The sequence below is a fragment of the Enterobacter cloacae complex sp. IR53030 genome, from assembly GCF_049238365.1.
GTDB classification, from domain to species: Bacteria; Pseudomonadota; Gammaproteobacteria; order Enterobacterales; family Enterobacteriaceae; genus Enterobacter; species Enterobacter kobei.
In genome coordinates, this window is sequence record NZ_JBMKHA010000005.1 from 23,657 (window position 1) to 47,531 (window position 23,875).

The window sequence follows — 23,875 nt, forward strand, 5'->3', positions numbered from 1 at the left end:
CACCGGAAAAATTAGGGATATCAGATGGCAAGGGCGACGAGAAAACGGGATACCATGTTATAGGCGGCGACAGTGGCAACCGCTTCCACGGTCTCTTTTTCACCTAACAGGCTTTTCAGCGCCCCGATGATGTTCTCCTCAACCACGACGTTCCGTGTGGACTGGTCCGCAAGATGTATCAGCAACGTTTCGGTGTCATTAAAGATGTGTGGCGCGGAGGATAACCGCAGGGCTTCTGCTTTTTCAGCCGTTCCGCCTGCATCCAGATAGGCAGGGTAGTGCACGTTCCATTCAAATTCTGCTTTATTCAGCCAGGCAACACGCAGCATGATCAGTTCCCGATATTCAAGGCTGAACGAAAATTCCTGACGTACCCGTACCATCAGTTCGTTCCAGCCCGTGGCCATGGGGGCACTCTTCAGTAATACCCGGTCAATAGCTATCAGTTTTCCGCCGGGCCGACGGGCCTTTATCGCGTTGAGAAGATTGGCGTCAACGGGCTCTTCATCCTGCCAGGGGGTTACTCTTGGTGTGGTCATATCATTTTTTCCTGTTGAACAAAACAATCCAGCCGCGTCAGCTCAGTATTAAGTCACCTTCGATCAGCATATTCTGGGCCAGTAACCACCGGTTCAGGGAGGAGTCAATCACCCGCTGATGGACCCCTTCAAACTGATGCACCGTGCCGCTACCGCTTACGTGGATGACATACACAAGCCTGCCGGAGGCATCCTCTGCAGGTCTGTCACCGGAGGCAGGTATACCCTTCGGAAGGTGCCCGTCAGTGTGAATTTCAAGATGCGTAAGGGCGAGACCTTCAGCCCTGGCTTCGAGAATAAAGGCGGCCATTATGCAGGCGTTAAACGCAGCGAGCATCAGCTCCTGGGGGTCAGGAGCCAGCCCTTCTCCACCCAGCGAAACCGGTTCATCGGAATCGATAACATGACTTTGCAGGGCAGACGGAGCGTTGTCTGCGGAAAAGGACTGGCAGAGCGTCCGGCTGGCCATGCCCCCCTGCCACGAGGTGACAAGGTCATAATGCGCGGTCTGGATTTGCATAATTACTCCAGTGCCGCACGCGGGTAAGCGCGTGCGGCATGGTCATCAGGCGTTACGGCCAGCCATCACGCCGCCATCGATATCCCAGATAGCGCCGGTGACCCAGCCAGTCTTGTCAGAAAGCAGGAAAGCAACAGTTTCCGCGATATCGACCGGGGTACCCACGCGGCCGATCGGGTGGAAGCTGTCAAAGCTGCTCATTACGTCCTTCACGTCGTCTTTCGGAATGAAGCCTTCGTAAATCGGCGTGTGAACAACGGCCGGAGAAACTGCATTCACGCGGATCCCTTTTTCACCCAGCTCAATGGCCAGGTTTTTGGTCAGCGCGTGCAGACCCGCTTTTGCCATTGAGTACGCTGAAGACGGAGTGGCACCGATGGCCTGCTGTGCCCACATGGATCCGATATTAACGATGGAGCCTTTAATGCCGGCCTCGACCATATTGCGCACCACGTCACGGGTAATAAAGAACGTCGCGCGGTTAATGTTCATGTACATGTCATAGTCTGACGCTTCATGTTCGGTGAACGGTTTCGGGAAAAATACGCCAGCAGCATTGACCAGCAGGCTGATATCCTTGTGTTCGGCATTAATGGTATTCACCACGTGCTGCATACCTTCTTCTTTCATCAGGTCGGCAACGATGATGGAAACCTGACCATCTGCAGCCAGCGCCTGGCGGGCCTGCTCGGCTTTGTCCTGGCGATTGCCAACCAGCACAACGCTGCCGCCATTTTTCAGAACCAGCTTCGCCGTTTCGAAGCCCATACCGCTTGTACCACCGACCACTAACAGTTTTTTACCGGCAAAAGATGCGTTCATCGCTAACCTCTTTAAATTCATATGGTTGTCATTGATGAAAAGCTGCGCTCCTCATCGTGTGAAATCAGAATGCCACCCGGGCCCCTGATTGACGACTGAGAAGAAATTGCGACTCAGGAAAGAAAATCTTTCTCGCTGGCGTATACTGAGGAAAATTATGAATCAGGATGACCACAATGCGATCGCTAAACCGACTTAAATGGCTGCACGCTTTTGAAGCCACCGCCAGGCACGGCAGCTTTACCGGCGCGGCTCAGGAACTTGGCGTTACGCCCGCCGCAGTAGGCCAACTGGTGCGCTCTCTGGAAGACTGGGTCGGACACCCGCTTCTTCACCGCACCCGTTCAGGAAAAGAGCGGCTGACGCTGGTCGACGAAGCGCAGGAGGCACTGCAGGACATCACGCAGGGACTCGACAAACTGGAAACCGGATTAAACAAGCTTCGCGGCCGCCGGTCGCGCTCGGTGGTGGTGGTGACGGCTTCTCAGGTACTGATGATGAACTGGCTGATGGACCGCCTGAACCGGTTTGCGGAATCGCATGAGAATATCGATTTGCGGCTTAACGTGACGGAAAAGCTAATGGACGTGTCGCACGGCGAGGCGGATATCGGTATTCGCTGTGGACAGGGCGACTGGCCCGGCGTGAATAAAACCTGGCTGATGGATGAGGAAGCCGTGCTGATCTGCAGCCCGCACCTGGTGCCACCCGGGAAAATGGCCTGCAGTGAATGGCTCGCCACGCAAAAACTCATTCACGATGACACGCCGCATCCAGGCGCGGATTTTCCATCATGGGATGATGTCCTGAGAACGGTCGGTGCCCCCGAAGCGCTGGAAAGCGGGCTGCATATTAATTCCACTTCAGCTGTGATTCTGGCGACGCTGAGTGGCAGGGGCGTAGCTATCGTGCGATACGCGCTGGTGAAGCAGCTCATCGAAACCGGGCAACTGGTCCAGCTACACCCCAACCATCGCTGGCCGCTCAAATGGTCCTATTATCTCGTCACCCCGCAGCAAAAAGTCATGCGGGATGAAGTAAAAGTTTTCCATGACTGGCTCCTTCAGGATGTTGTCTCGGACCGTTCATAAACTTTCCCCTCAGGCATTACGCTGCCCCGGCAATCACTACGGGCGCGTAATGCTTCTTCAACGACATAGAATTTCTTTTCTACTCCGCAAGTTTATCTGAGTTGTTGAAGCTGTCTGGCTTTCTGATAATCGTCCTCAACGAAAGGTAATACAGACCGTTTGTTAAACGGGCGTATTACGTCAACCCTGAGCGAAGGAGAGAACGATGGCTTATCTGCAAATCACCCTGGATATCAGTAATGAAAACCGTGCGGCAGCCGCAGGGGTATACCAGAAATACAAAACCCCGTTTCTGACCACCATCGAGGGTGCCACCTCTAAAGAACTGCTTGTCCGCGACGAGGACGTCCAGGTGCTACACGGTTTTAATACCGTGGCACAGGCGGAGGCTTACCTTAACAGCCCGCTGTTCACGCAGGATGTCGTAGCCGGATTAAAACCTTTTTTAAACAGTGCGCCTGACGTGCGTATTTTCGACGTCATGAAATGACTTTTCTGAAACAAACAACAACCGGAGTTTTCAATGTTCTTGAACTGGAATGAATATCGCAGTGGCCTGCTTGCCACCATCGGCAAATTTGCCAAACTGCAGCCAGAGTTTATGAAAGGCTTTCAGCAAATGGATAAGGGGGCGTCAGAAAACAAGCACCTCGATCCCAAAACCCATGAACTGATTGCCCTGGCGGTGGCCGTCACCACCCGCTGCGACGGTTGCCTGGCCGTACACGTGGACGCTGCGGTCAAGCACGGTGCCACGCGCGAAGAGATCGCCGAAGCGCTGGCCGTTGCCATTAACCTGAATACCGGCGCAGCGTTGACGTACACCGCGCGTGCTCTGGATGTGTACGATAATCTGCCGAACAAATAGGCCTTAGACGGCCCCCTGTGGGCCGTCTAATCACTGACTATGATGTTACTGAATTCTGATTTTTCGCAGCGTGCGATCGTCACCCCGGATGATTATCAGTGGATACCTTCTCCCCAGCCCGGCGTTGAGCGCGTGATGCTTGACCGGATTGGTCGCGAGCAGGCCCGCGCAACCAGCCTTGTCAGGTATGCGCCCGGATCCAAATTTCCCGCACACAGCCATCCCGGCGGAGAAGAGATTCTGGTGCTCGACGGTATTTTTACCGAAAACGGGGTCGACTATCCTGCCGGCTGGTATCTGCGCAGCCCGGACGGTTCTTCTCACCAGCCCTCAAGTCGCGACGGCACAACCATTTTCGTCAAGCTGCGCCAGATGTCTGCCGATGAGCGCCAGCCGGTTAGGATAAATACGCAGGAGGCAGCTAACTGGCACGGTCAGCCGCAAAGACAAGTCTGCCCTTTATTCTCCGGTGCTTCAGAAACCGTTCAGCTTCAGAAGCTTGCTCCGGGCGAGCGGATCTTCTGTGCACCGCTTGTTGGCGGAGCAGAGATCCTTCTTCTGCAGGGGGAACTCCATGCGCCGGAAGGTTGCTATGGGGCAGGAAGCTGGCTGCGGTTTCCACCGGGTGATATGCCTGCTCTTATGGCCACCGCCTCTGGCGCACTTTTTTATCTGAAAACGGGACATCTCAGCCCGACAACCCTGACCGGAGCGACATTATGAAGCAGAGCGCTGTTATCATTGGTGCGGGCATAAGCGGCCTTTATGCCGCCACGCTGCTTGAAAAAGCGGGTGTTGATTATGTGATCCTTGAGGCTCGTGACAGAACGGGCGGGCGCGTGCTGTCTGGCCTGGAACTGGCGGGCACCTCCGCTGGCATTCATGTAGATATGGGAGCAGCGTGGGTCTGGCCTGATATTCAACCGGACTTCGCGCAACTGATCGAGCGGCTTAATCTTCCGGTAATGTCGCACGGCCGTCCGGGTGACATGCTCTACGAACGCCAGCTGGATTCGCCCCCCGAACGCTACCCGGCATGGGAGAGCTCCCCGGCGTCTTTCAGGCTTAAGGGAGGAATGCAGGCGCTGACGGCGGCACTTAAAAGTCAGATCCCGGCTGAGAAGATTAAAACCGGCCATCAGGTGGTGGCGGTTTCCCGGGCTGGCAAGGAAGTGCAGATCCATACCCGGTCCGAAGGCAGTAAAAAAGCCGTATTTTCCGGTGAGCATGTCTTCCTCGCTTTGCCTCCTGCCCTGGCAGCTAAAATAGATTTCAGACCGGCGATGCCGGAACAGGTACTGTCAAACTGGCGGAAAATCCCGACATGGATGGCTCCCCATGCAAAATATGTCGCTGTATATAAAACAGACATATTGCATGAGCGGCAGCTTTCAGGGAATGCAGGAAGCCGCGTGGGGCCAATGGTACGTTCAACGTTTAGAAAGAGCGAGAAACAGCGCCGGCCGTTAAGAGCGCATCTATGGAAGAACGCGCCATCAAGTTAGCCAGGCAAAAAGCGCACTATAAGCTGCACAATGCCGAACATAAAGTATATGAAGGCTACAGGGATTTGTTACGCCGCCAGATCGCCGCTACGGCCGTTTCCTGACGATCTGCGAGGCGGCAACTACTAACGCACCAAAACAGCATCAGATTACAACTGCGCTGCTTAATTAATATTCAAAAAAGTGAGCGGCGCGTTAAAAAGCTTGGGATAAACTGCCTTTTTTGGGATAACTGGGATAAACTCAGTTTTATAAGTAATTGATAATATTGTTTTATTTTGAGGTTATCCCGTTATCCCAAGAAGAACGGTACTTTTCTGCTTATATAGAAAATTGAGGAAGACAGGGTAGATGAGTCATCTTCACATAAGAAATTAATGATTTACCATGAGAGGATGATTTTCATTTAAGAAAACTACATGATGAAACCGACTTTTAATCAATTAATAAGCTTTTGTACTGTGGCAGAAGTGGGGAACATTGGTCGTGCGGCGGAGAGGCTGAGCATTTCACAGCCTCCCTTGAGCAGGCAGATCGCACAGCTTGAAAGCAACGTAGGGGCGAAACTTTTTACCCGGGATGCGAAAGGCGTGAGGCTGACAATTGCCGGTGAACAATTTTTAACAGACGCTCACGCAATCTTGGCCCTTATGCAACAGGCCTGTAATAACGTGCGAGCAGTAGCGGATGGACAACAGGGATTTTTGAAGCTTGCGGCGACTATGTACGCGTCCTACAGCGTGGTACCGCAGGTCGCCATGCGACACAAAGCCAGTTACCCCGACGTTAAGTTGCTATTTAAAGAGCTGGTGCCAACGGACTTAATTAGCGCCTTACAGGATGGGAGCATTGATGCGGCAATCTCATTTGGAGAGCCCACCACGTCAGATATTAATTCTCTTGTGATTTTGCAGGAGCCATTAATAGCAGCTTTACCGGCCAACCACCATTTCGCTGATAACGAAGCGTTAAACCTGGCTTGCTTGGGGGACGATCAGTTTATTACCGTGCCTCGAGCTATGGCACCCATGCTGTACGACACTATTCTAAGCCAGTGTCAGAAAGCGGGTTTTAGCCCTCATATCGGATTAGAGGTATCAAGCCAGCAGACGATCGTTAATTTCGTGGCTAACGGATTTGGGGTAGCGCTTATTCCGGCAAGTATGCAGCATGCGCAAATACGAGGAGTGGTTTACAAAGAACTCGCAGGAGCAAATACGGTACAGAATGTTTTAATGTGGAATGCGAGAAACAAAAACCCGAGCCTAAAGCGGTTTTTAAGCCTGTGCCGCGAAATCCGTGACGAACTGAACACAGCACAGGCTGGAGAGTAATTAACCTTTGCTGATCATGATTTCAATCAACCCGGGCTTGCCGCTGGCAATCGCGGCTTCGACTGCAGGAGCTATATCACAGGCGCGATGAATTTTGCAGGTTTCCAGCCCCATCGAAGCGCCCAGAGCCTGGTAATTAATGGCAGGTGCGATTAAATCCATAGCGATGAACCGATCTGTCTGGGCTGAAGTGTATTCATCCTGCGAGCGCATGAAGTTTTTAAGAACGTTATATTCAGTATTATTCATCACGATAAACGTGACGGGTAATTTCTCATGCGCAGCTGTCCACAGCGCCTGTGGGGAGTACATGGCAGCCCCATCGCCGACAAAACACACCACCGGAGCTTTACCTAATCCCAGGGAGTAACCAACCGCTGCAGGCATGCCCCAGCCCAGACCGCCGCCACGCATGAAAGCATATTGATCGGCTTTAGGACTGTTCAGTGCTTTACGTAAGCCCCCCGACGTCGAAATAGCTTCATCCACGATCGCCACATCTGGCCCGATTGCACGCGCAGCCTCGAACGCAGCCACTACCGGAGTGATTACAGCTGCGTTGTATTGTTCGTTAACCAGCTCCTCATGATTCGCTTTGTCAGCGTTAAATTTTGCCTTGGCCTCATCAAAACGGCGCAGGTAATCAGAGCGACGATCCGCGGTGGTTTTGTGCAGGTGAGGTAACAGCGCATCGAGAGAAAGCGCAATATCACCCACAACAGACAATTCACTAACGTAAGTGCGCCCCAGATCGCCAGAATCGGCGGATAGTTGGAACACCTGACAGGATGCTGGCACCGCGTCACCTTCTGAATACAGGATAGTGATAAGGGATTTTCCACCCAGCGCAAAGATCGCATCATATCCGGAGAGCGCCTTATTAAGTTCCGTTGCTTTCGTCGTGAGGTTCCCACGCCATAGTGGATGGGCGGTAGGGTATGGAATACGGCTAGGCCACGTTGAGCCGTACACGTCAGCCGCGAGCATTTCAGCTAGATCGACAACCTGTTTAGCCGCCTGGGACTGGCTGATCTCGTCGCCTGCAATGATTGCCACTTTACCAGGGGCAAACGCCGCGAGTTTTTCAGCTAGCAGAGGCAGAGAACTCGCAACAGATTTATGTTCGATATTAGACGGAGAGCCGATGTTAACAGTGCTCAATTCCTCCATTACATCCATTGGCAGCGACAGGAAGGCCGCGCCTTTCGGGGCGGCGTCGGCATCATGAAATGCACGACGCAGCAACACGGGAAGCTGATCCGCGCTGGTCACTTCACGCGCCCATTTAACGGCAGGTTTTGCGATATTACACAGATCGCCAAGCAGCAGGGGATCGGTCATAAAGTGCCGCGTATCCTGCTGGCCAGCCGTGACCACTAAAGGAGTTTGAGAGCAGGCCGCATTAAGTAAAGCGCCCATGCCGTGACCCAAGCCGCCCGCCGTGTGGAGGTTGAGGAAACCAGGCTTGCCGGATGCCTGGGCATAACCGTCAGCCATTGCTACGGCACTAGCCTCCTGGAGAGCCAGAATATAGGACACTTTAGGGCGGCGTAAAAGTGCATCCATTAACGGTAATTCCGTGGTGCCCGGGTTGCCGAAAATGTATTCAACTCCTTCACTTTCAAGAACTTCTAATAGTACATCACCACCACGGCGAGCGTTTGCATCCTGTACTTTTGTTAATGTATTGGACATTTTAATTCACCTGTTCATTCAGTTAGTTCATTAACCCTTTTGTCGTGTGGAGCAATGTTAATGACAGGCTGACTTCCGTATCAAATGCTATAAAAGTAGTGGCTTATACCAAAAAAGGTATGGTTGCTGTTACTGGTACTCACTAGGCACAACCAGCGTTATTTTCCCGCTTGCCCTGTGAACTGAAAGATACGGTAGATAGATGAGTTAGCAGATGGCAAGCGGGGCCAGAAATTGCCCTAACAGAGATCTAATGTGTATAGGAATGTGTATAGTTCTTGTTTTTAAAACTCAAGAATTGGCTTTATAGCTGGTTTGGTCTTGGTTTGTTATAAGCCAATGCCGGCGGATCATTTTTCGCACCACTGGGCCAGAAAGCATGTCGGTAGCGGGCCAGTGACAAAGCGTGTACTGGAAAACAGTGACAAATGGGTACTTCTGGAGTGCATACACCACCGGGCCTTTCTTCAGCTCAACGGCAATAGCAATCCTGCCTTTCGCTCTCTGGTGTAACTCATTGAGCCAGATATCAAGTGTCTCAGGCGTATGTTCAATCATATGAAATATGCGATCACCGTTTTTAAACTGAACGCAGGTATATTGTTTTTTATCCGCCCAGTCCAAACCAACATGAGCAGCAAACTGATCTTTCGCAGTCATCACCAACTCCTTTTTATCGGGGATTGGTATGCATTCCACGCTCTTCGAAAGAAATATAGTCAGCAGTTTTTCTGCATGCCCTGAGTATTCGTTAGCGAACGTGGAGCACTTACTGGCTCGAAAGCAAAGCGGCAATCATCAAATCACATGATTCTGGCACAATATTCCTAACCAATACGCGCATACCCTGAATCACTTAATAGTGTAAATCTCAGGGTGTGAATGACTATATCTGGCACAAAGCGGACAAGCTCACTGGGCCAAAGGTCTGCTGTGAGCGAGGAGCGGACATGGACATGAGAATGCTGATAATATTTCCCGCAGTGAATTACTGTTTCCAACAGGGGTACGAATGAAATACCAAACGTCATTGCAGAAAATATTGTCAGATGACCCTGTAAGAATGAAGATCCTATATGCAGTTCGAGAACTGGAACTCAATGATGGTTGGATTGGAGCGGGATTTGTACGAGACGCTGTTTGGGATCACTTACATGGGTATGGGTTAAGTCCTGTTTCTGGTGATGTAGATGTCGTCTGGTTTGACTGTGAGTACTGCAACCCAGACCATGATCGCTACCTGGAAGACAGGCTTAGGCAACAATTACCTTCGTTAGACTGGTCGGTGAAGAATCAAGCCAGAATGCATCAACGTAATGGTGATCATCCCTATACCTCAACGGGAAATGCTCTACTGCACTGGCCTGAAACAGCTACGGCCGTAGCTGTCAGATTGGGGAAGGAAGGTCTCGATATCGCCGCACCTTATGGACTTTCTGACTTATTTGAACTGCGTTTACGACCGACTCCTGCATTTGAACGTGAAAAGCTGGACTCTTTTAAACAACGAGTCACTGCAAAGCAATGGTTGGAACGTTATCCCAGGTTACAGCTCATCGTTTCCTTATAACCACAATATACACATATCTCGTTTCTTGCGGTTCGATTGTATGATTGACAGTCCGCTACTGGCACAAAGCGGACATATCTATCACAGTCACCTCATTCAGTGTTTGTACTCTGGCCACCAGACAATTTCCAAATCAAGCAGTCGCCGCAAACGATCTTTATCGGGTACTAAAAATGGAGCACTACCGACACCAGACTATATGCGAAAGCGCTTCTCCAACCTGGACAGGATAAAGTATCGGGAAAACTGGCAGGTCATCGATATAAGTGGCAGGCCCTTTACGGATAATGTTTTTGTTGATTTTGAACGGGGAAATATCGTCATCAAACACATCAGCACACACGCAGAGTATGACAAGCTTACGGACCTCTAGCGGAGAACGAAAGAATGAATTATGCAGCAGCCATCAAAGCGGCAAATGATCTGACAAACGCGCTCCCTTTCCTGGGGTCAAGTCCGTCGCGACAAGATTACGAGAATGCTCTGGTGTTGGTGGAGTATCTGATTGAGCATGACCCCGATAGCCCGCTGGTAGATATGCTCACTGTGAAAATCTATAAATGCGAAAACGAGTCATAGGAGTTTGCAGAATTTAACGCGCACGTTGCCAGCATTCCATCTGGCGTTGCGCTGCTGAGAGCGAGATTGGCAAGAAGTCTCTGGTGAGTCGGAACCTCAACGGACAGCGCACGTTAACGCTGGATCATATGCGCGAGCTGGCGAAGCGTTTTTGCGTGACGGTGAATGCGTTTATGGGAATTGATGAGGGTGATATTTTTCTATATTAAGAAAAAAGTGAAGCAGCCAAGCTAGCGATATCGAGGTTAAAACCTTACGGTAATTGTAGCGGCACATCACTGCCTTCAAACACTTCCCTCAAACACTTTTAAAGCGATTTAGAGTTTCTTCATAAACAACCGAAAATCAATACCTTGCGTTATTTACACACTGATATAGAATGACATTTTATGCCATTAATTACCCGTCATTCACCACTTCTATTGCCATAACCCTAAAATGTACTACCAGGTTCTACTGCAAAAAATTAATGAAGAGTGCACTTCCCCCTTTACGAGATCATAAGGGGGAAGTTATTTATTCAAAGAAGTGCTTTATCTCTTCAATCCAAGATGGGGTAGGCGTGACTTTTCCTTTTTTCTCAACAAAATAATTAACAAGGCGAGTATATCTCTTGGCAAATTCGTATTTGATACCTTCTGTATTAAAAAATTTGTCTAAAATTGCTTCTTCACGAGGGCGTAAATCCATAGTGTAAAATGAATTTAAATTCATATCATCTGTTGTTTTTCCAGCTACAATATCATCAAGATATTCAAATTCTGGATATTTGTGCATAAAAACAGTTAATGTGCGTAAAAAAATAAAGCCATTCAGGCAGTTTTCAATTTCCGTTGGGGGTGATACTTTGTTTGAATTTATATCAACGAGAGTTGTAGCGCTGGTAACCGGATCGTTAATGATACGTTTACATTTAATTTTTTCAATATTATTAACTTGATAATGGACCAATTCACGGTCAGTATCAGATAATAAAAACACTTTTCCATTTATATCTTTGCGAAGATCATCATGGCTGGCCTCTAAAAGTTGGAATATTTTTTTTACTTCTTTAGCTCCTCCGGCAGGGACAATTCTCAATTTCTTTTTCTCAACCAATTCACGCAAATAATATCCAAGATAAAGCTTTTCGGTTGAGCCCTCACAAATCAACCAATTATATGGTTCTTCTGCTAAGGTGCTAGATATTATAGATTGAATAAGATCATTTGTGCTTTTCAACCTAATATCATAGGGTATTTTATTACCAGATTCCTTGTTTTTTTCTTTATTTCTTCACGATATCCAGCTAAATCATATAAAGTAAAGTGATGTGTTTGATTTTCCTTTATGATTGAAGTTGAACATCCATTCTCAACAGTTGGAAGATATCCATACCAATGTGTGGTAAATATCAACTGGCAGCAGTTCCTACTAATATTATATAAATTTTCAAATTGTTCGAAACATGCTGACATATGAAGTGAACATTCGGGTTCGTCAATCGCAATTAATAAATGATCTCCGTTTTCACGATGATTTGTAAGAAAGCCATGGGCAATATCAATGATTGCTTTTTGTTTCTCACCTGAACTTAATGAACTAATTTCAATCCAAGTACTAGAATCTCTTTTATTCAGCTTCCTAATTCTGAAGTAAGCGTCAATAATAAGCTTATAAATATCTCTTCTCTTCAGGTTTTGCTGACGATCTCCTGAAGTTCTATAGCTATACACCTCAAGTTCACTCTCGATTTGAGTGATGAAAGCATTCAACTCGCCATTTATTTTTGTTATGGTTTCATTAGGGATTTTTTCTCTGATAATTTCTTCTAAACTTTCCCCCATTAATTTTTGTATTTCGTTTGTTTCAAGCTTAGTGAAAGTTTCAGGATCAATATCTTTTGGTATGTAAATGTACTCATACTTATCCCTTAAGTAAGAAAGAAAGCCCTGAAAACGATTAATTAATGAAGATGTGGATAATCTGTTATTTTCAATTTCCTCTGCCGGAGGGTTAATGATTTCGGTAAGAAGCTTACAATTAAGTATTGACAGATTGACTATGCCAGAATTGTCACAGCCTATAGGAAGTAGAAAATAATTGTCAATGTCATTGTTTCTTCTGATTTTTTTAATGTGATCCATAAACGAAACAATTGGTGGCCTTGTAGTTGGTGTCATTGGAACTCCGCTACTACGCTCATCAAAGTTGAGTGACAGTTGAGTTAGCCAATGCGCAGCCTCATGGTGACGTTCTGGAATATCTTCTTTTTTAATCATAAAGACAGGAACAATATTTGGAGAAATTGTTCCTGTGGATGCCTTTTTGAAACCAGTGTTTAAATTCCAGCTTTTTCCATTAAAGAAAGAATCAAGAGATTCCAGAACAGAGCTTTTCCCAATACCATTATTTCCAATTAATCCACAAAAATTACTTCCACTTGATAAAGGTATGTAGTTATTGCCACCATATGTCTTGAAATATCTTAAAAAATTCCGATTATAATTTTAAGCCCCGAGCATTTATAAAGTTTAAGTTTTTTTTAAGGTTGAGTTGACATAATCCACCGGATTGAAGTTTACCGCCTCTTCTAAATGTTCTGGTGCGAAGTGAGCATATCGCATCGTCATTTTGATATCGGTATGGCCGAGCACTCTCTGCAAGATAAGAATATTACCTCCATTCATTGTAAAGTGGCTGGCGAATGTGTGGCGTAACACGTTGGTAAGTTGCCCTCCGGGTAATTCATCTTCGTCGAATCGTCCGATAATGATAAAAATTTTTTATCATGATTTCTAACCCTATTCCGATGGTGAAGACATCATTTTTTCATAGCAGATAATACAAACAGCAATAAGATTTTTAACATTACTCATCAGTTCTCCTTATCTTGCACCGTTTTGCTCCTGACAGGTTTTATCGGAAGTCTGGCGTTCATTAAGATGGCTAGTATCCTAAGAGGAACCGAAGATAGTACCCGCACCAATCTTTTATAGATTGCTATTTTTAAAAGGCAAATTATATATTTCCAGCATAGCGAAGCGGCTGTTGCTGCTGTAATATTTACTACACCAGCTACGCCCACCTTACATCAATGGATGGGCTTCGCCAGGATCACCGCAAATACCCCTTTATTAAAAATCAAGATCGACTTTAACTACACCTGATGCATCTATTTTATCATCCTGAACAGTAAGCATTTCAACAAACTCATCGAAGGAGTTTGCTATCTTCGTCAGCCCGGAGATTACTGTTGAATCATTGAATATCGGATCAGACTCATGATCCCAAAACCAAATCTCTCCCGACATATCTCCCTTGAGGCAAAGACAGATTTGATTATCACCTGACGAGGCTCCTATCGGTAACCATTGATCGCGAAAATCATTCCGGTATGTATCAGCCATTTCAGACACAGTATATTCTTTACCCGATTCTGCAAGGCCGTACAGAGACTCAAGCGTATCGTTTCCTTGCTCATCAGACCATGGAGATGGTTGTAATGCTTTGAAAACAACATTTACATCAAAAAGAACAGAAACGCCAAAATGAAGTAAATAGGTACGATAACTTTCAGGAAGTGGCCCTATTGATGTTTCTAATGTATTTAAACTCTTTTTCAGTTTATCTAATGGTAATGATGTCGATTTCGCTCCAAAGCGCTCTAATTTTTTCAACATTTTCCTTTCCTTCTCATATCTGATGCGGAGCCAATATGTGGCACATTGCCATGAAGATCTCTCGGGACAAGAATTATAGGGAAGGTGCGAATAAGTCACCAAACGCAAAAAAACGCCTATGTAAGTGATTGAATTTAATTGACTAAAAGTTTCATTTTCGTTGCGGAGGGTACTTATTCGCACCCTCCATAGTATTCGCACTCAGATGATGTGGGGTAAGCATTTTTTCCCTTAACAAATTCTGAGCCACTTTCTGTGTAATACCTTTTTTCTCTGCAATGGCACTATATACTTTTGAAAAATCTTTATCCGTCCCATTCAGCACACCATCTTCGAAAGTAAGTGTACCTTTTGACCACGCAGAAAAATCAGGCCTTCCTTCACTGAAAGGTATAGGCTGGTTCGATGTAACTGCATTGACTTTGTCATTATATGAATACCAGTTACTTTCTCCTGGTATACCGTCCCAATGGCCATTATTTCTTGGAAGCCTGACACCTGCTAACCCCCACGGATCAATCCACCCCAGCGGATTCGGCGCATACTGATAAAGGTTCCACCCACCATTCAACCCAATCGGATCCTGCACAATAAACCGCCCGACCTGCGGGTCGTAGTAGCGGAACAGGTTATAATGCAGGCTCGTCTCACCATCAGCATACTGCCCGGCATAGCGAAGCGGCTGGTGCGCCATCGCCGTGCGATTCACAAGCCGTGAGAACCCTTCGCTCTGATGGCGCACCTCGCCAAAGCTGCCGTACTGGCCGCTCCAGCGCACCGCGCCGCGCTCGTCGGTCACTTCCAGCGGCGCGCCGTTCAGATCGGTGTTAAACCAGTAAATCTCACCGCTGTTCTGGTCACGAAGATGATCCACCCGCGCCAGCGGGCTCCAGGCTTCATTCGGGTCGTAGATATAGGTGTTGCACAGCCCACTCTCCTGCTGCTCCTGCAGCAGCCGGTAGCCCTGCCACAGGAAGCGCGTTTCGGTGGTGCGTGCGTCGTAGTGACGATTTTACGCGTGCGGCGGCCCAGCGCGTCGTAGTGATAGCGCGCCTCAAACCGCCCTTCCGGGCCGGTTCCGCGGGCGGATACCAACCGGTTCTCGGCGTCATACGCATAATGGTGTTCATACAGCCCGTTGCGGCGGCTGACCAGGTTGCCCCAGTGGTCGTATTTCATAAACAGCGCCTGCCAGTGCTGCAGGCGGTTATCCGTGACCGGTACCGCATCATCATTGGCGGCGAGGTTATCCGCGGCGTCATAGCTGAACTGCGCGCGGCTGTGCCCCTGTCGGGCCTCGTAGTGCTTCAGCAGACGACCTTCGGCGTCGTAGCCGTAATCTACCTCACCGCGCAGGGTGTCGCTGGCGCCGGAAAGCTCGCCGCGCGCGGTGTAGCGATACAGGCGTTCCAGGAGCGCCTTCTCCGGCAGGGTCACGTCCGTACTCAGCTCACTGCGCTGAAGGGTGCGTCTGCCGAGGCTGTCATACTGACGGAACTGCTCGCGCGCGCCCTGGGTGCGGCGCACCTCGCGATGCAGGCGGTCGCGGGTGAACTCGGTCACCAGCTGCTGCCCGAAGCGGATGGCGCTGACGTGGCCGGAGCCGTAGTGCAGCCAGGCCAGCTTTTGCTCGCCGGGCAGCGTCAGGCCGGTCAGGTTGCTCAGGGCATCCCATTCGTAGCCCACCGCGCCGTTAATACCGGATTCGTTCAGCACGCGCCCGTTGGCATCGTGCCGGTAAACAATCTCATCGCTTTCGATACCCAGGGCAACGCCTTCGGCCGTCGGCGTGCGGCGGATGCGGGTAATCTGGCCGCTCAGGTCGCGGAAGTAACGGTACTCCGCGTGGCGCTGAGTGCGCCCGATCAGCAGCCCGCTGTCGTCATAGCTGAACTGCTGGACGCGACGGGCGATGCCGCCGTCGGCGGCAGGCCGGCCGTTCTCTTCGAGCGCGCAGAGGAACCCTCGCGCGTCCCATTCCATATGGCGCACGGTATCGTCCGGGCGCGTTTCGCTGAGCGGGCAGCCCACGGCGTCGTAGGTGAAGCGGTATTCCGCCCCGTTGCCGTTATCGAGTCGCAACAGGTTACCGCGCGGGTCATAGCGCCACTGGCGCACGCGGCCAATTCGGTCGGTAAGGCTGACCGGGAGGCCGAGCGCGTTATAGGCCCAGCTCACTTCGCTTTCCAGCGGGTCGCGCCAGCCCGTGAGCTGGCCGCGTTCATTCCACACCAGCGACTCACGGCTGCCGTCCGGGTGGATCACGGCGCTCAGCAGCCCGGCACGGCTCCATTCCCGACGCGTAATATTCCCTTCCGCATCCTCGCTGGCAATCAGCTGCCCGAATCGGTCGTAGGTAAAGCGGGTCACGCTGCCGGAGCAATCGGTGCGCTGCGTCAGCAGCCCCTGGTGGTTCCAGACCAGACGCACCACGCCGCCAATGGCGTCGGTGATGCTCTCCGGCAGGTTTTCTTGATCGTCGGGATAGTCATACGCGGTGGCGTTACCGGCCGGATCCGTTTCCGACAGCAGGCGACCGCGAAGGTCGTACATGGCCTGCGATGAGGTACCGTCCGGATACACTGTCCGGGTGATGCGGTCGGTCAGGCGATACCAGTGATACTCCGTACGGCGGCCCGCCGGGTCCGTCTCGCTGATCATGCGGCCGTATTTGTCCCACGTGCTGCGGCGCATCGCGCCGCCGGGGAGAATGACGTCGCTGAGTTCGCCGTCGCGGTAAACAAACGTCGTCTGACGACCGTCGTAATCCGTGAAGCGCGCAACGTTGTCGTCGTCGTCCACCAGCCAGTGCGCCTGCGCGCCGTCATCGCGGGTCGCACGGCGGGTGCCGTTATCAAAATCGTATTCGAACGTCAGCTGTTCGCCGCCGCTGTGGCGGAAGCCGACCACGCGCGGCAGGCCGTCAATCTCCTGCCAGCGGTATTCGCTCAGCAGGCCGTTGGCGTCCTCATGGGCGCTCATTAGCCCGTCCTGCCAGCGGAAGCGTCGGCGCACGCTACCGCCCCGGCCGGTCACACAGACCAGCTGGCGCTGTTCATCATAAGCGTAACTGACCAGGCAGATCTCGTCATCCAGCCAGGCACCGGCAAGCCTGTCACGGTCGTAGCGGCAGACTACGCGCTGGCCCGCGTTGTCGGTCAGGGCATGCAGGGTATTATTCGCATTCCACTCGAAGAGGATAGCGTTGCCGCAGGGTTCAGAGATGCGCTGAAGCAGCGACGGGGCATCATCCTTAAGTGGCGCATAGTGCCAGCGCTCGCCGCTGACGTCATACACCGACCAGCTGTCGTCAGAGTGGTGCTCAAGCCAGTTTTTTTCGCTTTCGCAGTAGGTGCGCATCCCTTTCGGGACATTCGGGAAGGCGATGTAATCACCGGACGGCGCACGCCACACCAGCCCGTCCTGATACGGCTCCAGGCGGCTTTCCCAGAACAGGCTCCACCCGCGGCCCAGCACGCTGTCGCCAGGGTTGCCGCTGCGCCAGTAGCGCTGCCAGCGCACCGGCAGACGGGAAGGCAGGACGAAGTCCAGCTCGTCATCCCCGCTGAGAAACTTCTGTCCGCTGACGATATCCACCGGGCGGGCGATGATCCCCGCGGCGGCAACGCCGGTCATCAGCGTGCCGGCGCGGCAGGCGATACGGGCCAGCTTATTGATACCGGGAATTTTCCCCAGCAGCTTAGACAGCGCCCCAACTTTGCCAGCGGCACCGCCCCACCCGCCGAGCAGGCCGGCGAACAACAGGGTAAGATCGGAGACTTTATACAGCCACTCGGGGACTTCAGACTGAATGGGCAGGGTTTGCTGCGGGTCGCCGCCGATGATGACGTTGTCCGAACCGGTCATCACCTTCGCGTCGCAGGTGGTACGATCCCCGATGCGGGACGCAGGCTGGCTGTTAATGAAGACTCGCTTAGAGCCTTCGGCCATCTGCTGCGAGCCGTCGTCAGAACAGTCGACGGTGCTATCGGTGGCAAGCGCGGCGGGTTTACCGTTGATAAACACATTGGGCGAGCCGGAAGTGATGACGCCTTTCTTCGTCATACTGGATGCCCCGGCGTCCGCGATGCTGTCGCGGGCGGCGGTCGCCAGCTCCCCGGTGTAGTACCCCACGGCCAGGCTCGCGCCGACGAGCAGGACGCCCACGCCCAGGCAGGATGCGCCAAGTCCGGCAATAAACATCGCCCCCGCCAGAATGCCCCCGGCGGCGGCAATCAGGCCGCCGACAATCGTTCCGGCAATCATCCCGGCAAGCGCACCGGAGTGGCCGATATCATCACCTACGCGTGCAGCTTCAAACATAACAACGGTCCCTGATGTTAATGGTGGAAGCGAAAGCTCCTGAGAAGATCGCCAAACATCGCGCGGTCAGCATCGCCCGGCGCGCGGGTGCAGGTCATGGTGAAGACCAGAATTTTATTGCCGTCGACGTTAAACACGGCCTGCTGCTGCCAGATGCGTTTGCCGTCGCGCAGGTAGCTGGCATGGACGGTTTCACCCTGTGAAAGGCCGTCACCCAGCGTAGCGGCGCTACGTCCCCCCTGCTTCCATCCCTTGATGTGTTTTTCCATCAGGGCGAGCTGGCGATCGATGTACGCGGCAAGCGCTTCGCCAGCGTTGAGGGCATCACGGGAGAGGTTGAACGCTGGCGCGTCCGCTGCGGGCGGCGCGAAGACGTTGACGGTACGATCCTGATAACCTTCAGGAAAATCGATCAGACCTTCACTGAAAAGGCACTGCGAAGTTGGTTCTGACATTGAGCGGGTCCCACCACATATTTTCAGAAGCGGTAAGTTTCGCATATGTGTTTAAGGCTGACTATCCCCAGATTTCCGCCCCACCGCCACGCTCGCCGACAGCCCCGCCACCAGCTCAACCCCCTCCGGCAACCTGTCGATATGAATACGCACCGGCACGCGCTGCGCCAGCCGCACCCAGCTAAAGGTGGGTTCGACGTCGGGCAGCCCCAGCCCGCCCGTTTCGTCGTTGCTGTCCCCGATCCCACGCCCGATGCTCTCCACGTGCCCCGTGATGACCGGATCGTATCCCATCAGCACTATCTGCGCGGCATCCCCGACGCGAATATGGCGCAGTTTAGTCTCCTCAAAATACCCCACCACCCAGAAGCTGTGGGCATCGACGATGGTGACCTTTGTCTCCCCCGCCGTCGCGTAATCTCCGGGCCGAAGCCGCAGGTGCGTAACGTACCCCGAGACCGGCGAACGCACGGTGGCGTGCGCCAGATTCAGCTCTGCCAGATCCAGCGCGGCCAGCGCGCCGTGATAATTGGCCGCCGCGACGTTCGCCGCGCTGCCGGTTTGCTGCACATCCTCGCTCGAAATGGCGTTTTTAATCAGCGTGCGGCGATGGGCCGCGTCCTGGCGCATCACCATCTCATGGCGTTTCGACTCCACATCCGCCTGCGCGCTGGCCACCGCCAGCCTGAGCCAGCGCGGATCGATGGCGTAGAGCACATCGCCCCGGTTCACCCACTGGTTGTCCCGCACGGCCACGCTGATGACGGGCCCGGAGACGTCCGGCGCAATCTGCACCACGTCCGCCCGGACGCGGCCGTCGCGGGTCCACGGCGTTTGCGCGTAGTGTTTCCACATCATAAACGCCAGCAGCGTGGCCGCTGCGACGGCGCTTAACGTCAGCGCATAGCGAGCCAGTAAAGAGAGCAGTGATTTCATGACAATAACCCCAACGCGATCAGGCCCTGCATCAGCAGGTAAAAGATGACAATCCAGATTGAAACATCCATCAGCGGGCCAAACGGCAAGCGCCGGTAGACCCTGCTGAGAGAGAAAAGCGCGACGAGGCTCAGCGTGCAGACCAGCGTCGCGAGGGCGGCCATCAGCAGCCCCGGAATAAAAACGCCGCCGATATTAATATCGTTAACCATGGTCTGGCCCCCGTAATGCACAGTGAAAATCCACCAGCCTGAAGACAAACTGGCGCGTCGGTTCATCTGCGGCAGGCAGGTTTTGCTCGATGATGGCGGTAATGCGTTCGCCTAAGGCGTGGCGGTCCGCGGCGTTTATCCGATGAAATAGCGCGTCAACCTCCCTGCCGGGCGGTGTGTCACTGCGGCGTATATGCATGACTGAAAGCCCCAGGCGCAGCGCGTGCAAAAGCCTTTCAAGCGCCTGCTCTGGCGCACGCTCGCTGCGCTGCAAACGCGGCAGCAACAGGGCGGTTCGGTCCATCATCAGATTGATCCAGTGCGTTTCGTCGACCCGCAGCGTGCCTTTCACGCTGCGGCGAATGTCGCGCTGGCAGAGGTTCAGCAGACGCGTGATGGCGGCGTCCGCCTGCACGGTTTGCATCAGGCTCATGCTGATGACGGCAAAGCCGGTCGCTGCAAAGAGCGCAATGGCGGTGTTAGCCGCGACGGCGAAGTCGCCGCTGTAGTGCGCACCCAGCTCGCACAGAATGGGCAGCGTCAGGGTGATACCCATCGCCATAAACGTGGTTGGCGGGCGCGCCTGAAGCGACCCGGCCAGCAGATACGCCGGAGCAAGCACCGCCACAAGCACCGGGAAATCGCTTACCTGCGGCAGCAGCGCAAAGCTGTAGAGCAGGCTAATCACCACGCCCCAGAACGAGCCAATGATGTATTTCACGATGTGGGGCGCCGGCGTGTCGAAACTGCCAAACAGCGTGCAGCAGACGCCAAGGATAGAGACCGCCGTACCGCCATCCGGCCACGCAGAGAAAATCCAGACCAGACAACCAATCAGAATGATGACGAAAGCCCCCAGCGCCGTGCGGGCGGCGGTAAGTGGATCGCGGTGGAAAACGTAGCCTTTTGCCGCGCGGGTTTGCATCTCCCCAAACGCAGGTTTTGCGTGGTGGATAGCCCCGGAAAGACGCTCGCACTGCTCCAGAAGCGCGATAGCCTCTGAGAGGTAGCGAATAAAACTGACCTGCAGCGCGTCGTCAATCGTCAGCGCATGCGCGGCATACCGATCGATAAGAAGCGTACAGCGGAGCCGCAACGCCTCAGCCGCGCTGCTGGCACCCGCCTCTTCAACGGCAAGCCAGGCCTGAACATCCTCCCGCAATGCCTGCATGTCGGCGGGCAGAATTCCGGGCGTCAGCAAGCGATCGTGTAGTTCACAGTTGACGATCGCGAGCCGTGCCAGCCGATCGTGAATCGCTTTTCTTGCCTGCCGCACCGGAGCGGACAGGGCAAAATCATACGGAACATGGTGGCTTATCCCTTGCAGGAACTGCAGCGCCAGGGCCAGATGCAGGGGGCCGGAAGCCGCGCCGGGTTTACCCGCCAGGGTGTCCGCCACCCGACCGCGCGCGGCCTGTAGCGTCTGGGATAATTTCGCGTTGAATAGCCCTGATACGCGTGCGGGCAGCACGTAGCGGTGAATCAGCCCCGCACAGAAAATCCCAATCGCGATCTCCTGCACGCGGACGAGGGCAACGTTAAAAATGCCACCCGGATCGGATACCGCGGGAAAACCAATCAGGCTCGCGGTGTAACCGGCCAGCACGAAGGCATAGGCCCGGGGCGTGCGCTCCAGCAGGGAGAGCCACAGGCAGAACGTGATCCAGCCCGTCAGCACCACGCTGCACAGGATCGGCATATTCGCGAAGATGGGCACGATCACAACGGTCGCGCTGGCCCCCGCCACGGTCCCGGCCAGCCGGTAGAGGCTCCTGCTCAGCGACGCCCCGACCGACGTCTGCGATACGATGTAAACCGTAATAATGGCCCATGAAGGACGTTCGAGACCTATCGACAGCGCGAGGTAGTAAGCCAGCATCGCCGCGGCAAAACTCTTCGCGGAGTAGATCAGCGCGCCCGCATCGTTTCGCAATGTGGCGGGGAGACGCACGTGATGAGAGAAGATTTTATTCATGCCGGGATTATTACCGGCTTGCAGACCCGCTTAAATACTCTATTCTGTCAAAAAATACCTAAATGTTGCCAGAATCATGAAGCCGCAATCCGCTAATACGCTGTATGACCCTGACTCTACCGCCTCTCCTGCCGTGGCGCGTCATCTGGACTTTGTGGACTACGCTGCGGAAGTGCCGGTGCATACCCATCGCAAGGGCCAGCTGATTATTGCCCGTTACGGCGCGGTCAGCTGTTACGCGGAGAATGACATCTGGATCGTGCCGCCAGACTGCGCAGTCTGGATCCCCGGCGGGATCCCGCACAGCGCGAAAGCGACGTGGAACGCGCACCTGAACTATTTGTTTATTGAGCCCGGCGCGGCGGCGCTGCCGGAGAGGTGCTGCACCCTGGCGATCTCGCCGTTGATTACGGAGCTGGTCGACCGCCTGACGCGCGAAGGCGTGGATTATCCTCCCGACAGCCACGCCGCCAGACTGACCCGGGTCACGCTGGATGAGCTCGCCAGCATGCCGCAGCAGAAGCTCAGCCTGCCGGTCTCGACCGACCCGAAAATTCGCGCCATGGCCGACGCGCTGGTCAGCCGCCCTGAGGACAGAAGCACCCTGAAAGACTGGGCGAAACGGCTCGCCCTCAGCGAGCGCTCGTTTGCGCGCCTGATGCAACGCAAGACCGGGCTGAGCTTCGGACGTTGGCGCCAGCAGCTGCATTTGATTATTGCCCTGCGGGAGCTTGCCAGCGGCGTGCCTGTCCAGAACGTGGCGGCAACGCTTGGGTATGAATCCGTGAATGCGTTTATCACCATGTTCAGAAAAGCGATGGGCAGCACACCCGCGCATTATTTTGCCGAACGGAAAAACAGCGGCCGTTAACCCGGCCCTTCGCTCCCCGCCGCCAGCAGCGGCACCACCACGTCGCTGATGGGCACCGCAATCCCGTGTTTGCGGCCATAGCGCGGGATCACGCCGTTGCGGATATCCCACTCCATTGGACGGTTGGCCTGACGATCGGCCAGGATCGACGTGCCCAGGTCTTCAGGCGCACGCTGAAAGTTCGCCAGGATCTCCCCGGCCACCGCATCGTCAAGCTTCGCCCCCTCGGCGCGGGCAACGGTAAGCCCCTCGCGCAGATAGGCCAGCGCAAGTTCGCTGATGTCCTCACGCCTGAACATCCCGGCGCGGCGGTTAGCCAGCACCATCAGCCCGGCGACCGCGTTTTGCAGCAGCTTGCGCCAGGCGACCGTGGCGAAATCTGCCGAGAGTTCCACTTCACAGCGCGTACCGCGAAGCGCATCCACCACCCGCTGCGCCTGCGGCACCTCCGGCAGCGTCAGGCGCGGTTTGGCACGCAGCCACACGGAGGCATCCGGCTCGCGCTGTGCCGGGAACCAGACCACCGACGGCAGCACCGTTGCGCCGTTGACCCACGGCTCAAGCTGGGCTTTCTGCTCCACGCCGTTTTGCAGGGCGCAGACCACGGTGTTTTCATCGCACAGCGTGCGCAGCCATCCGGCGCTGTCGGCATTTTGCGTCGTTTTTACAGCGATAAAAACCAGATCGGCGGGACGCGTAATGACGGCAGGATCGGTTAAGACCGGACCGGGTACCACCGTTTCGCCCTCGTCATAACGCAGGCGTAATTCCGGATGTGCGGTACGTCCGCACAACAGCGGCGTGCGGCCCACCTCATGCAGCACCGCGGCAATGGTGGTCCCAATCGCACCGGGACCTATCAGCGCAATCACTGGATTGTCAGACATGATTAACTCCCCTGTTCGCTAAGCCTGCTAA

Annotated in this window: 20 protein-coding genes and 5 pseudogenes; 10 read left to right on the plus strand and 15 right to left on the minus strand. The window is 53.3% G+C overall.

Translation table 11 applies throughout. The features are described 5' to 3' along the window. Window positions 1-20: 20 nt before the first annotated feature. The 3 genes from ACOTXR_RS06775 to ACOTXR_RS06785 are packed head-to-tail and all read right to left on the minus strand — an operon-like array spanning window position 21 to window position 1,881. Window positions 21-539 carry a carboxymuconolactone decarboxylase family protein gene (locus ACOTXR_RS06775; protein ID WP_058690378.1) on the minus strand — a complete coding sequence of 173 codons (519 nt, stop codon included), beginning with the start codon at window positions 537-539 and terminating at the stop codon, window positions 21-23. Between the two features lie 37 nt (window positions 540-576). Beyond that, complete coding sequence (locus ACOTXR_RS06780; RefSeq protein WP_014882907.1) at window positions 577-1,059, minus strand: OsmC family protein; 483 nt, start codon at window positions 1,057-1,059, stop codon at window positions 577-579. A 45-nt stretch (window positions 1,060-1,104) separates the two neighbouring features. After that, window positions 1,105-1,881, minus strand: coding sequence for an SDR family NAD(P)-dependent oxidoreductase (locus ACOTXR_RS06785; RefSeq protein ID WP_058690379.1), 777 nt, complete (start codon window positions 1,879-1,881; stop codon window positions 1,105-1,107). A gap of 176 nt (window positions 1,882-2,057) precedes the next feature. Between ACOTXR_RS06785 and ACOTXR_RS06790 the strand changes: the two genes are divergently transcribed. The 6 genes from ACOTXR_RS06790 (at window position 2,058) to ACOTXR_RS06815 (ending at window position 6,679) form a co-directional block, all read left to right on the plus strand. After that, complete coding sequence (locus ACOTXR_RS06790) at window positions 2,058-2,972, plus strand: LysR substrate-binding domain-containing protein (RefSeq protein ID WP_045268095.1); 915 nt, start codon at window positions 2,058-2,060, stop codon at window positions 2,970-2,972. A gap of 205 nt (window positions 2,973-3,177) precedes the next feature. Beyond that, window positions 3,178-3,462, plus strand: a complete 285-nt coding sequence (locus ACOTXR_RS06795; protein WP_058690380.1) for a hypothetical protein — start codon at window positions 3,178-3,180, stop codon at window positions 3,460-3,462. Between the two features lie 33 nt (window positions 3,463-3,495). Beyond that, the gene (locus ACOTXR_RS06800) at window positions 3,496-3,840 is read left to right on the plus strand and encodes a carboxymuconolactone decarboxylase family protein (RefSeq protein ID WP_007712977.1); all 345 of its coding nucleotides are present in this window, start codon (window positions 3,496-3,498) and stop codon (window positions 3,838-3,840) included. Between the two features lie 39 nt (window positions 3,841-3,879). Continuing rightward, window positions 3,880-4,563 (plus strand): cupin domain-containing protein, encoded by a 684-nt coding sequence (locus ACOTXR_RS06805; RefSeq protein WP_081046938.1) that lies wholly within the window; start codon window positions 3,880-3,882, stop codon window positions 4,561-4,563. Beyond that, window positions 4,560-5,345: a flavin monoamine oxidase family protein gene (locus ACOTXR_RS06810; RefSeq protein WP_226856260.1), complete on the plus strand. Its 786-nt coding sequence runs from the start codon at window positions 4,560-4,562 to the stop codon at window positions 5,343-5,345. Before ACOTXR_RS06805 ends, ACOTXR_RS06810 begins: the two co-directional genes overlap by 4 nt. Before the next feature lie 419 nt (window positions 5,346-5,764). Next, window positions 5,765-6,679, plus strand: coding sequence for a LysR family transcriptional regulator (locus ACOTXR_RS06815; RefSeq protein WP_023338151.1), 915 nt, complete (start codon window positions 5,765-5,767; stop codon window positions 6,677-6,679). On the opposite strand, the gene ACOTXR_RS06820 is transcribed toward ACOTXR_RS06815, so the two are convergent. Then, complete coding sequence (locus tag ACOTXR_RS06820) at window positions 6,680-8,374, minus strand: thiamine pyrophosphate-binding protein (RefSeq protein ID WP_014882900.1); 1,695 nt, start codon at window positions 8,372-8,374, stop codon at window positions 6,680-6,682. 346 nt (window positions 8,375-8,720) lie between these two features. After that, window positions 8,721-9,034, minus strand: a pseudogene (locus ACOTXR_RS06825) (IS110 family transposase); the annotation flags it as partial. 352 nt (window positions 9,035-9,386) lie between these two features. Between ACOTXR_RS06825 and ACOTXR_RS06830 the strand changes: the two are divergent. The 3 genes and pseudogenes from ACOTXR_RS06830 to ACOTXR_RS06840 all read left to right on the plus strand — a co-directional run bounded on the left by ACOTXR_RS06830 (window position 9,387) and on the right by ACOTXR_RS06840 (window position 10,732). Continuing rightward, entirely contained in the window at window positions 9,387-9,944 is a 558-nt protein-coding gene (locus ACOTXR_RS06830) for a nucleotidyltransferase family protein (protein ID WP_058690596.1), read from the plus strand. Between the two features lie 80 nt (window positions 9,945-10,024). Beyond that, window positions 10,025-10,317 (plus strand): annotated as a pseudogene (locus ACOTXR_RS06835) (type II toxin-antitoxin system HigB family toxin). 14 nt (window positions 10,318-10,331) lie between these two features. After that, window positions 10,332-10,732, plus strand: a pseudogene (locus ACOTXR_RS06840) (helix-turn-helix domain-containing protein). A 307-nt stretch (window positions 10,733-11,039) separates the two neighbouring features. On the opposite strand, the gene ACOTXR_RS06845 reads toward ACOTXR_RS06840, so the two are convergent. From ACOTXR_RS06845 to ACOTXR_RS06885, 9 genes and pseudogenes are all read right to left on the minus strand, one after another. After that, on the minus strand, window positions 11,040-11,744 hold the full coding sequence (locus ACOTXR_RS06845; RefSeq protein WP_226856258.1) for a hypothetical protein: 705 nt from the start codon (window positions 11,742-11,744) through the stop codon (window positions 11,040-11,042). After that, entirely contained in the window at window positions 11,741-12,958 is a 1,218-nt protein-coding gene (locus ACOTXR_RS06850; RefSeq protein ID WP_226856269.1) for an AAA family ATPase, read from the minus strand. Before ACOTXR_RS06850 ends, ACOTXR_RS06845 begins: the two co-directional genes overlap by 4 nt. A gap of 78 nt (window positions 12,959-13,036) precedes the next feature. Further along, window positions 13,037-13,252 (minus strand): annotated as a pseudogene (locus tag ACOTXR_RS06855) (tyrosine-type recombinase/integrase); the annotation flags it as partial. Between the two features lie 387 nt (window positions 13,253-13,639). Next, window positions 13,640-14,185 carry an SMI1/KNR4 family protein gene (locus tag ACOTXR_RS06860; RefSeq protein ID WP_058690598.1) on the minus strand — a complete coding sequence of 182 codons (546 nt, stop codon included), beginning with the start codon at window positions 14,183-14,185 and terminating at the stop codon, window positions 13,640-13,642. Window positions 14,186-14,678: 493 nt separating this feature from the next. Beyond that, a pseudogene (locus ACOTXR_RS06865) lies at window positions 14,679-18,508 on the minus strand (RHS repeat-associated core domain-containing protein); the annotation flags it as partial. 17 nt (window positions 18,509-18,525) lie between these two features. Beyond that, the gene (locus ACOTXR_RS06870) at window positions 18,526-18,963 is read right to left on the minus strand and encodes a DcrB-related protein (protein WP_058690600.1); all 438 of its coding nucleotides are present in this window, start codon (window positions 18,961-18,963) and stop codon (window positions 18,526-18,528) included. 51 nt (window positions 18,964-19,014) lie between these two features. Further along, window positions 19,015-19,899, minus strand: a complete 885-nt coding sequence (locus ACOTXR_RS06875) for an HlyD family secretion protein (protein ID WP_058690601.1) — start codon at window positions 19,897-19,899, stop codon at window positions 19,015-19,017. Then, window positions 19,896-20,111, minus strand: coding sequence for a DUF1656 domain-containing protein (locus ACOTXR_RS06880; RefSeq protein ID WP_058690602.1), 216 nt, complete (start codon window positions 20,109-20,111; stop codon window positions 19,896-19,898). The genes ACOTXR_RS06875 and ACOTXR_RS06880 overlap by 4 nt, the downstream gene beginning before the upstream one ends. Then, window positions 20,104-22,086: an FUSC family protein gene (locus ACOTXR_RS06885; protein ID WP_421767007.1), complete on the minus strand. Its 1,983-nt coding sequence runs from the start codon at window positions 22,084-22,086 to the stop codon at window positions 20,104-20,106. Before ACOTXR_RS06885 ends, ACOTXR_RS06880 begins: the two co-directional genes overlap by 8 nt. Before the next feature lie 76 nt (window positions 22,087-22,162). On the opposite strand from ACOTXR_RS06885, the gene ACOTXR_RS06890 reads away from it, so the two are divergent. Further along, complete coding sequence (locus ACOTXR_RS06890; RefSeq protein WP_058690604.1) at window positions 22,163-22,957, plus strand: AraC family transcriptional regulator; 795 nt, start codon at window positions 22,163-22,165, stop codon at window positions 22,955-22,957. Here the strand turns inward: ACOTXR_RS06890 and ACOTXR_RS06895 are convergent. Beyond that, window positions 22,954-23,844 carry an oxidoreductase gene (locus ACOTXR_RS06895; RefSeq protein WP_047626822.1) on the minus strand — a complete coding sequence of 297 codons (891 nt, stop codon included), beginning with the start codon at window positions 23,842-23,844 and terminating at the stop codon, window positions 22,954-22,956. The genes ACOTXR_RS06890 and ACOTXR_RS06895 overlap by 4 nt on opposite strands. Window positions 23,845-23,875 lie beyond the last annotated feature (31 nt).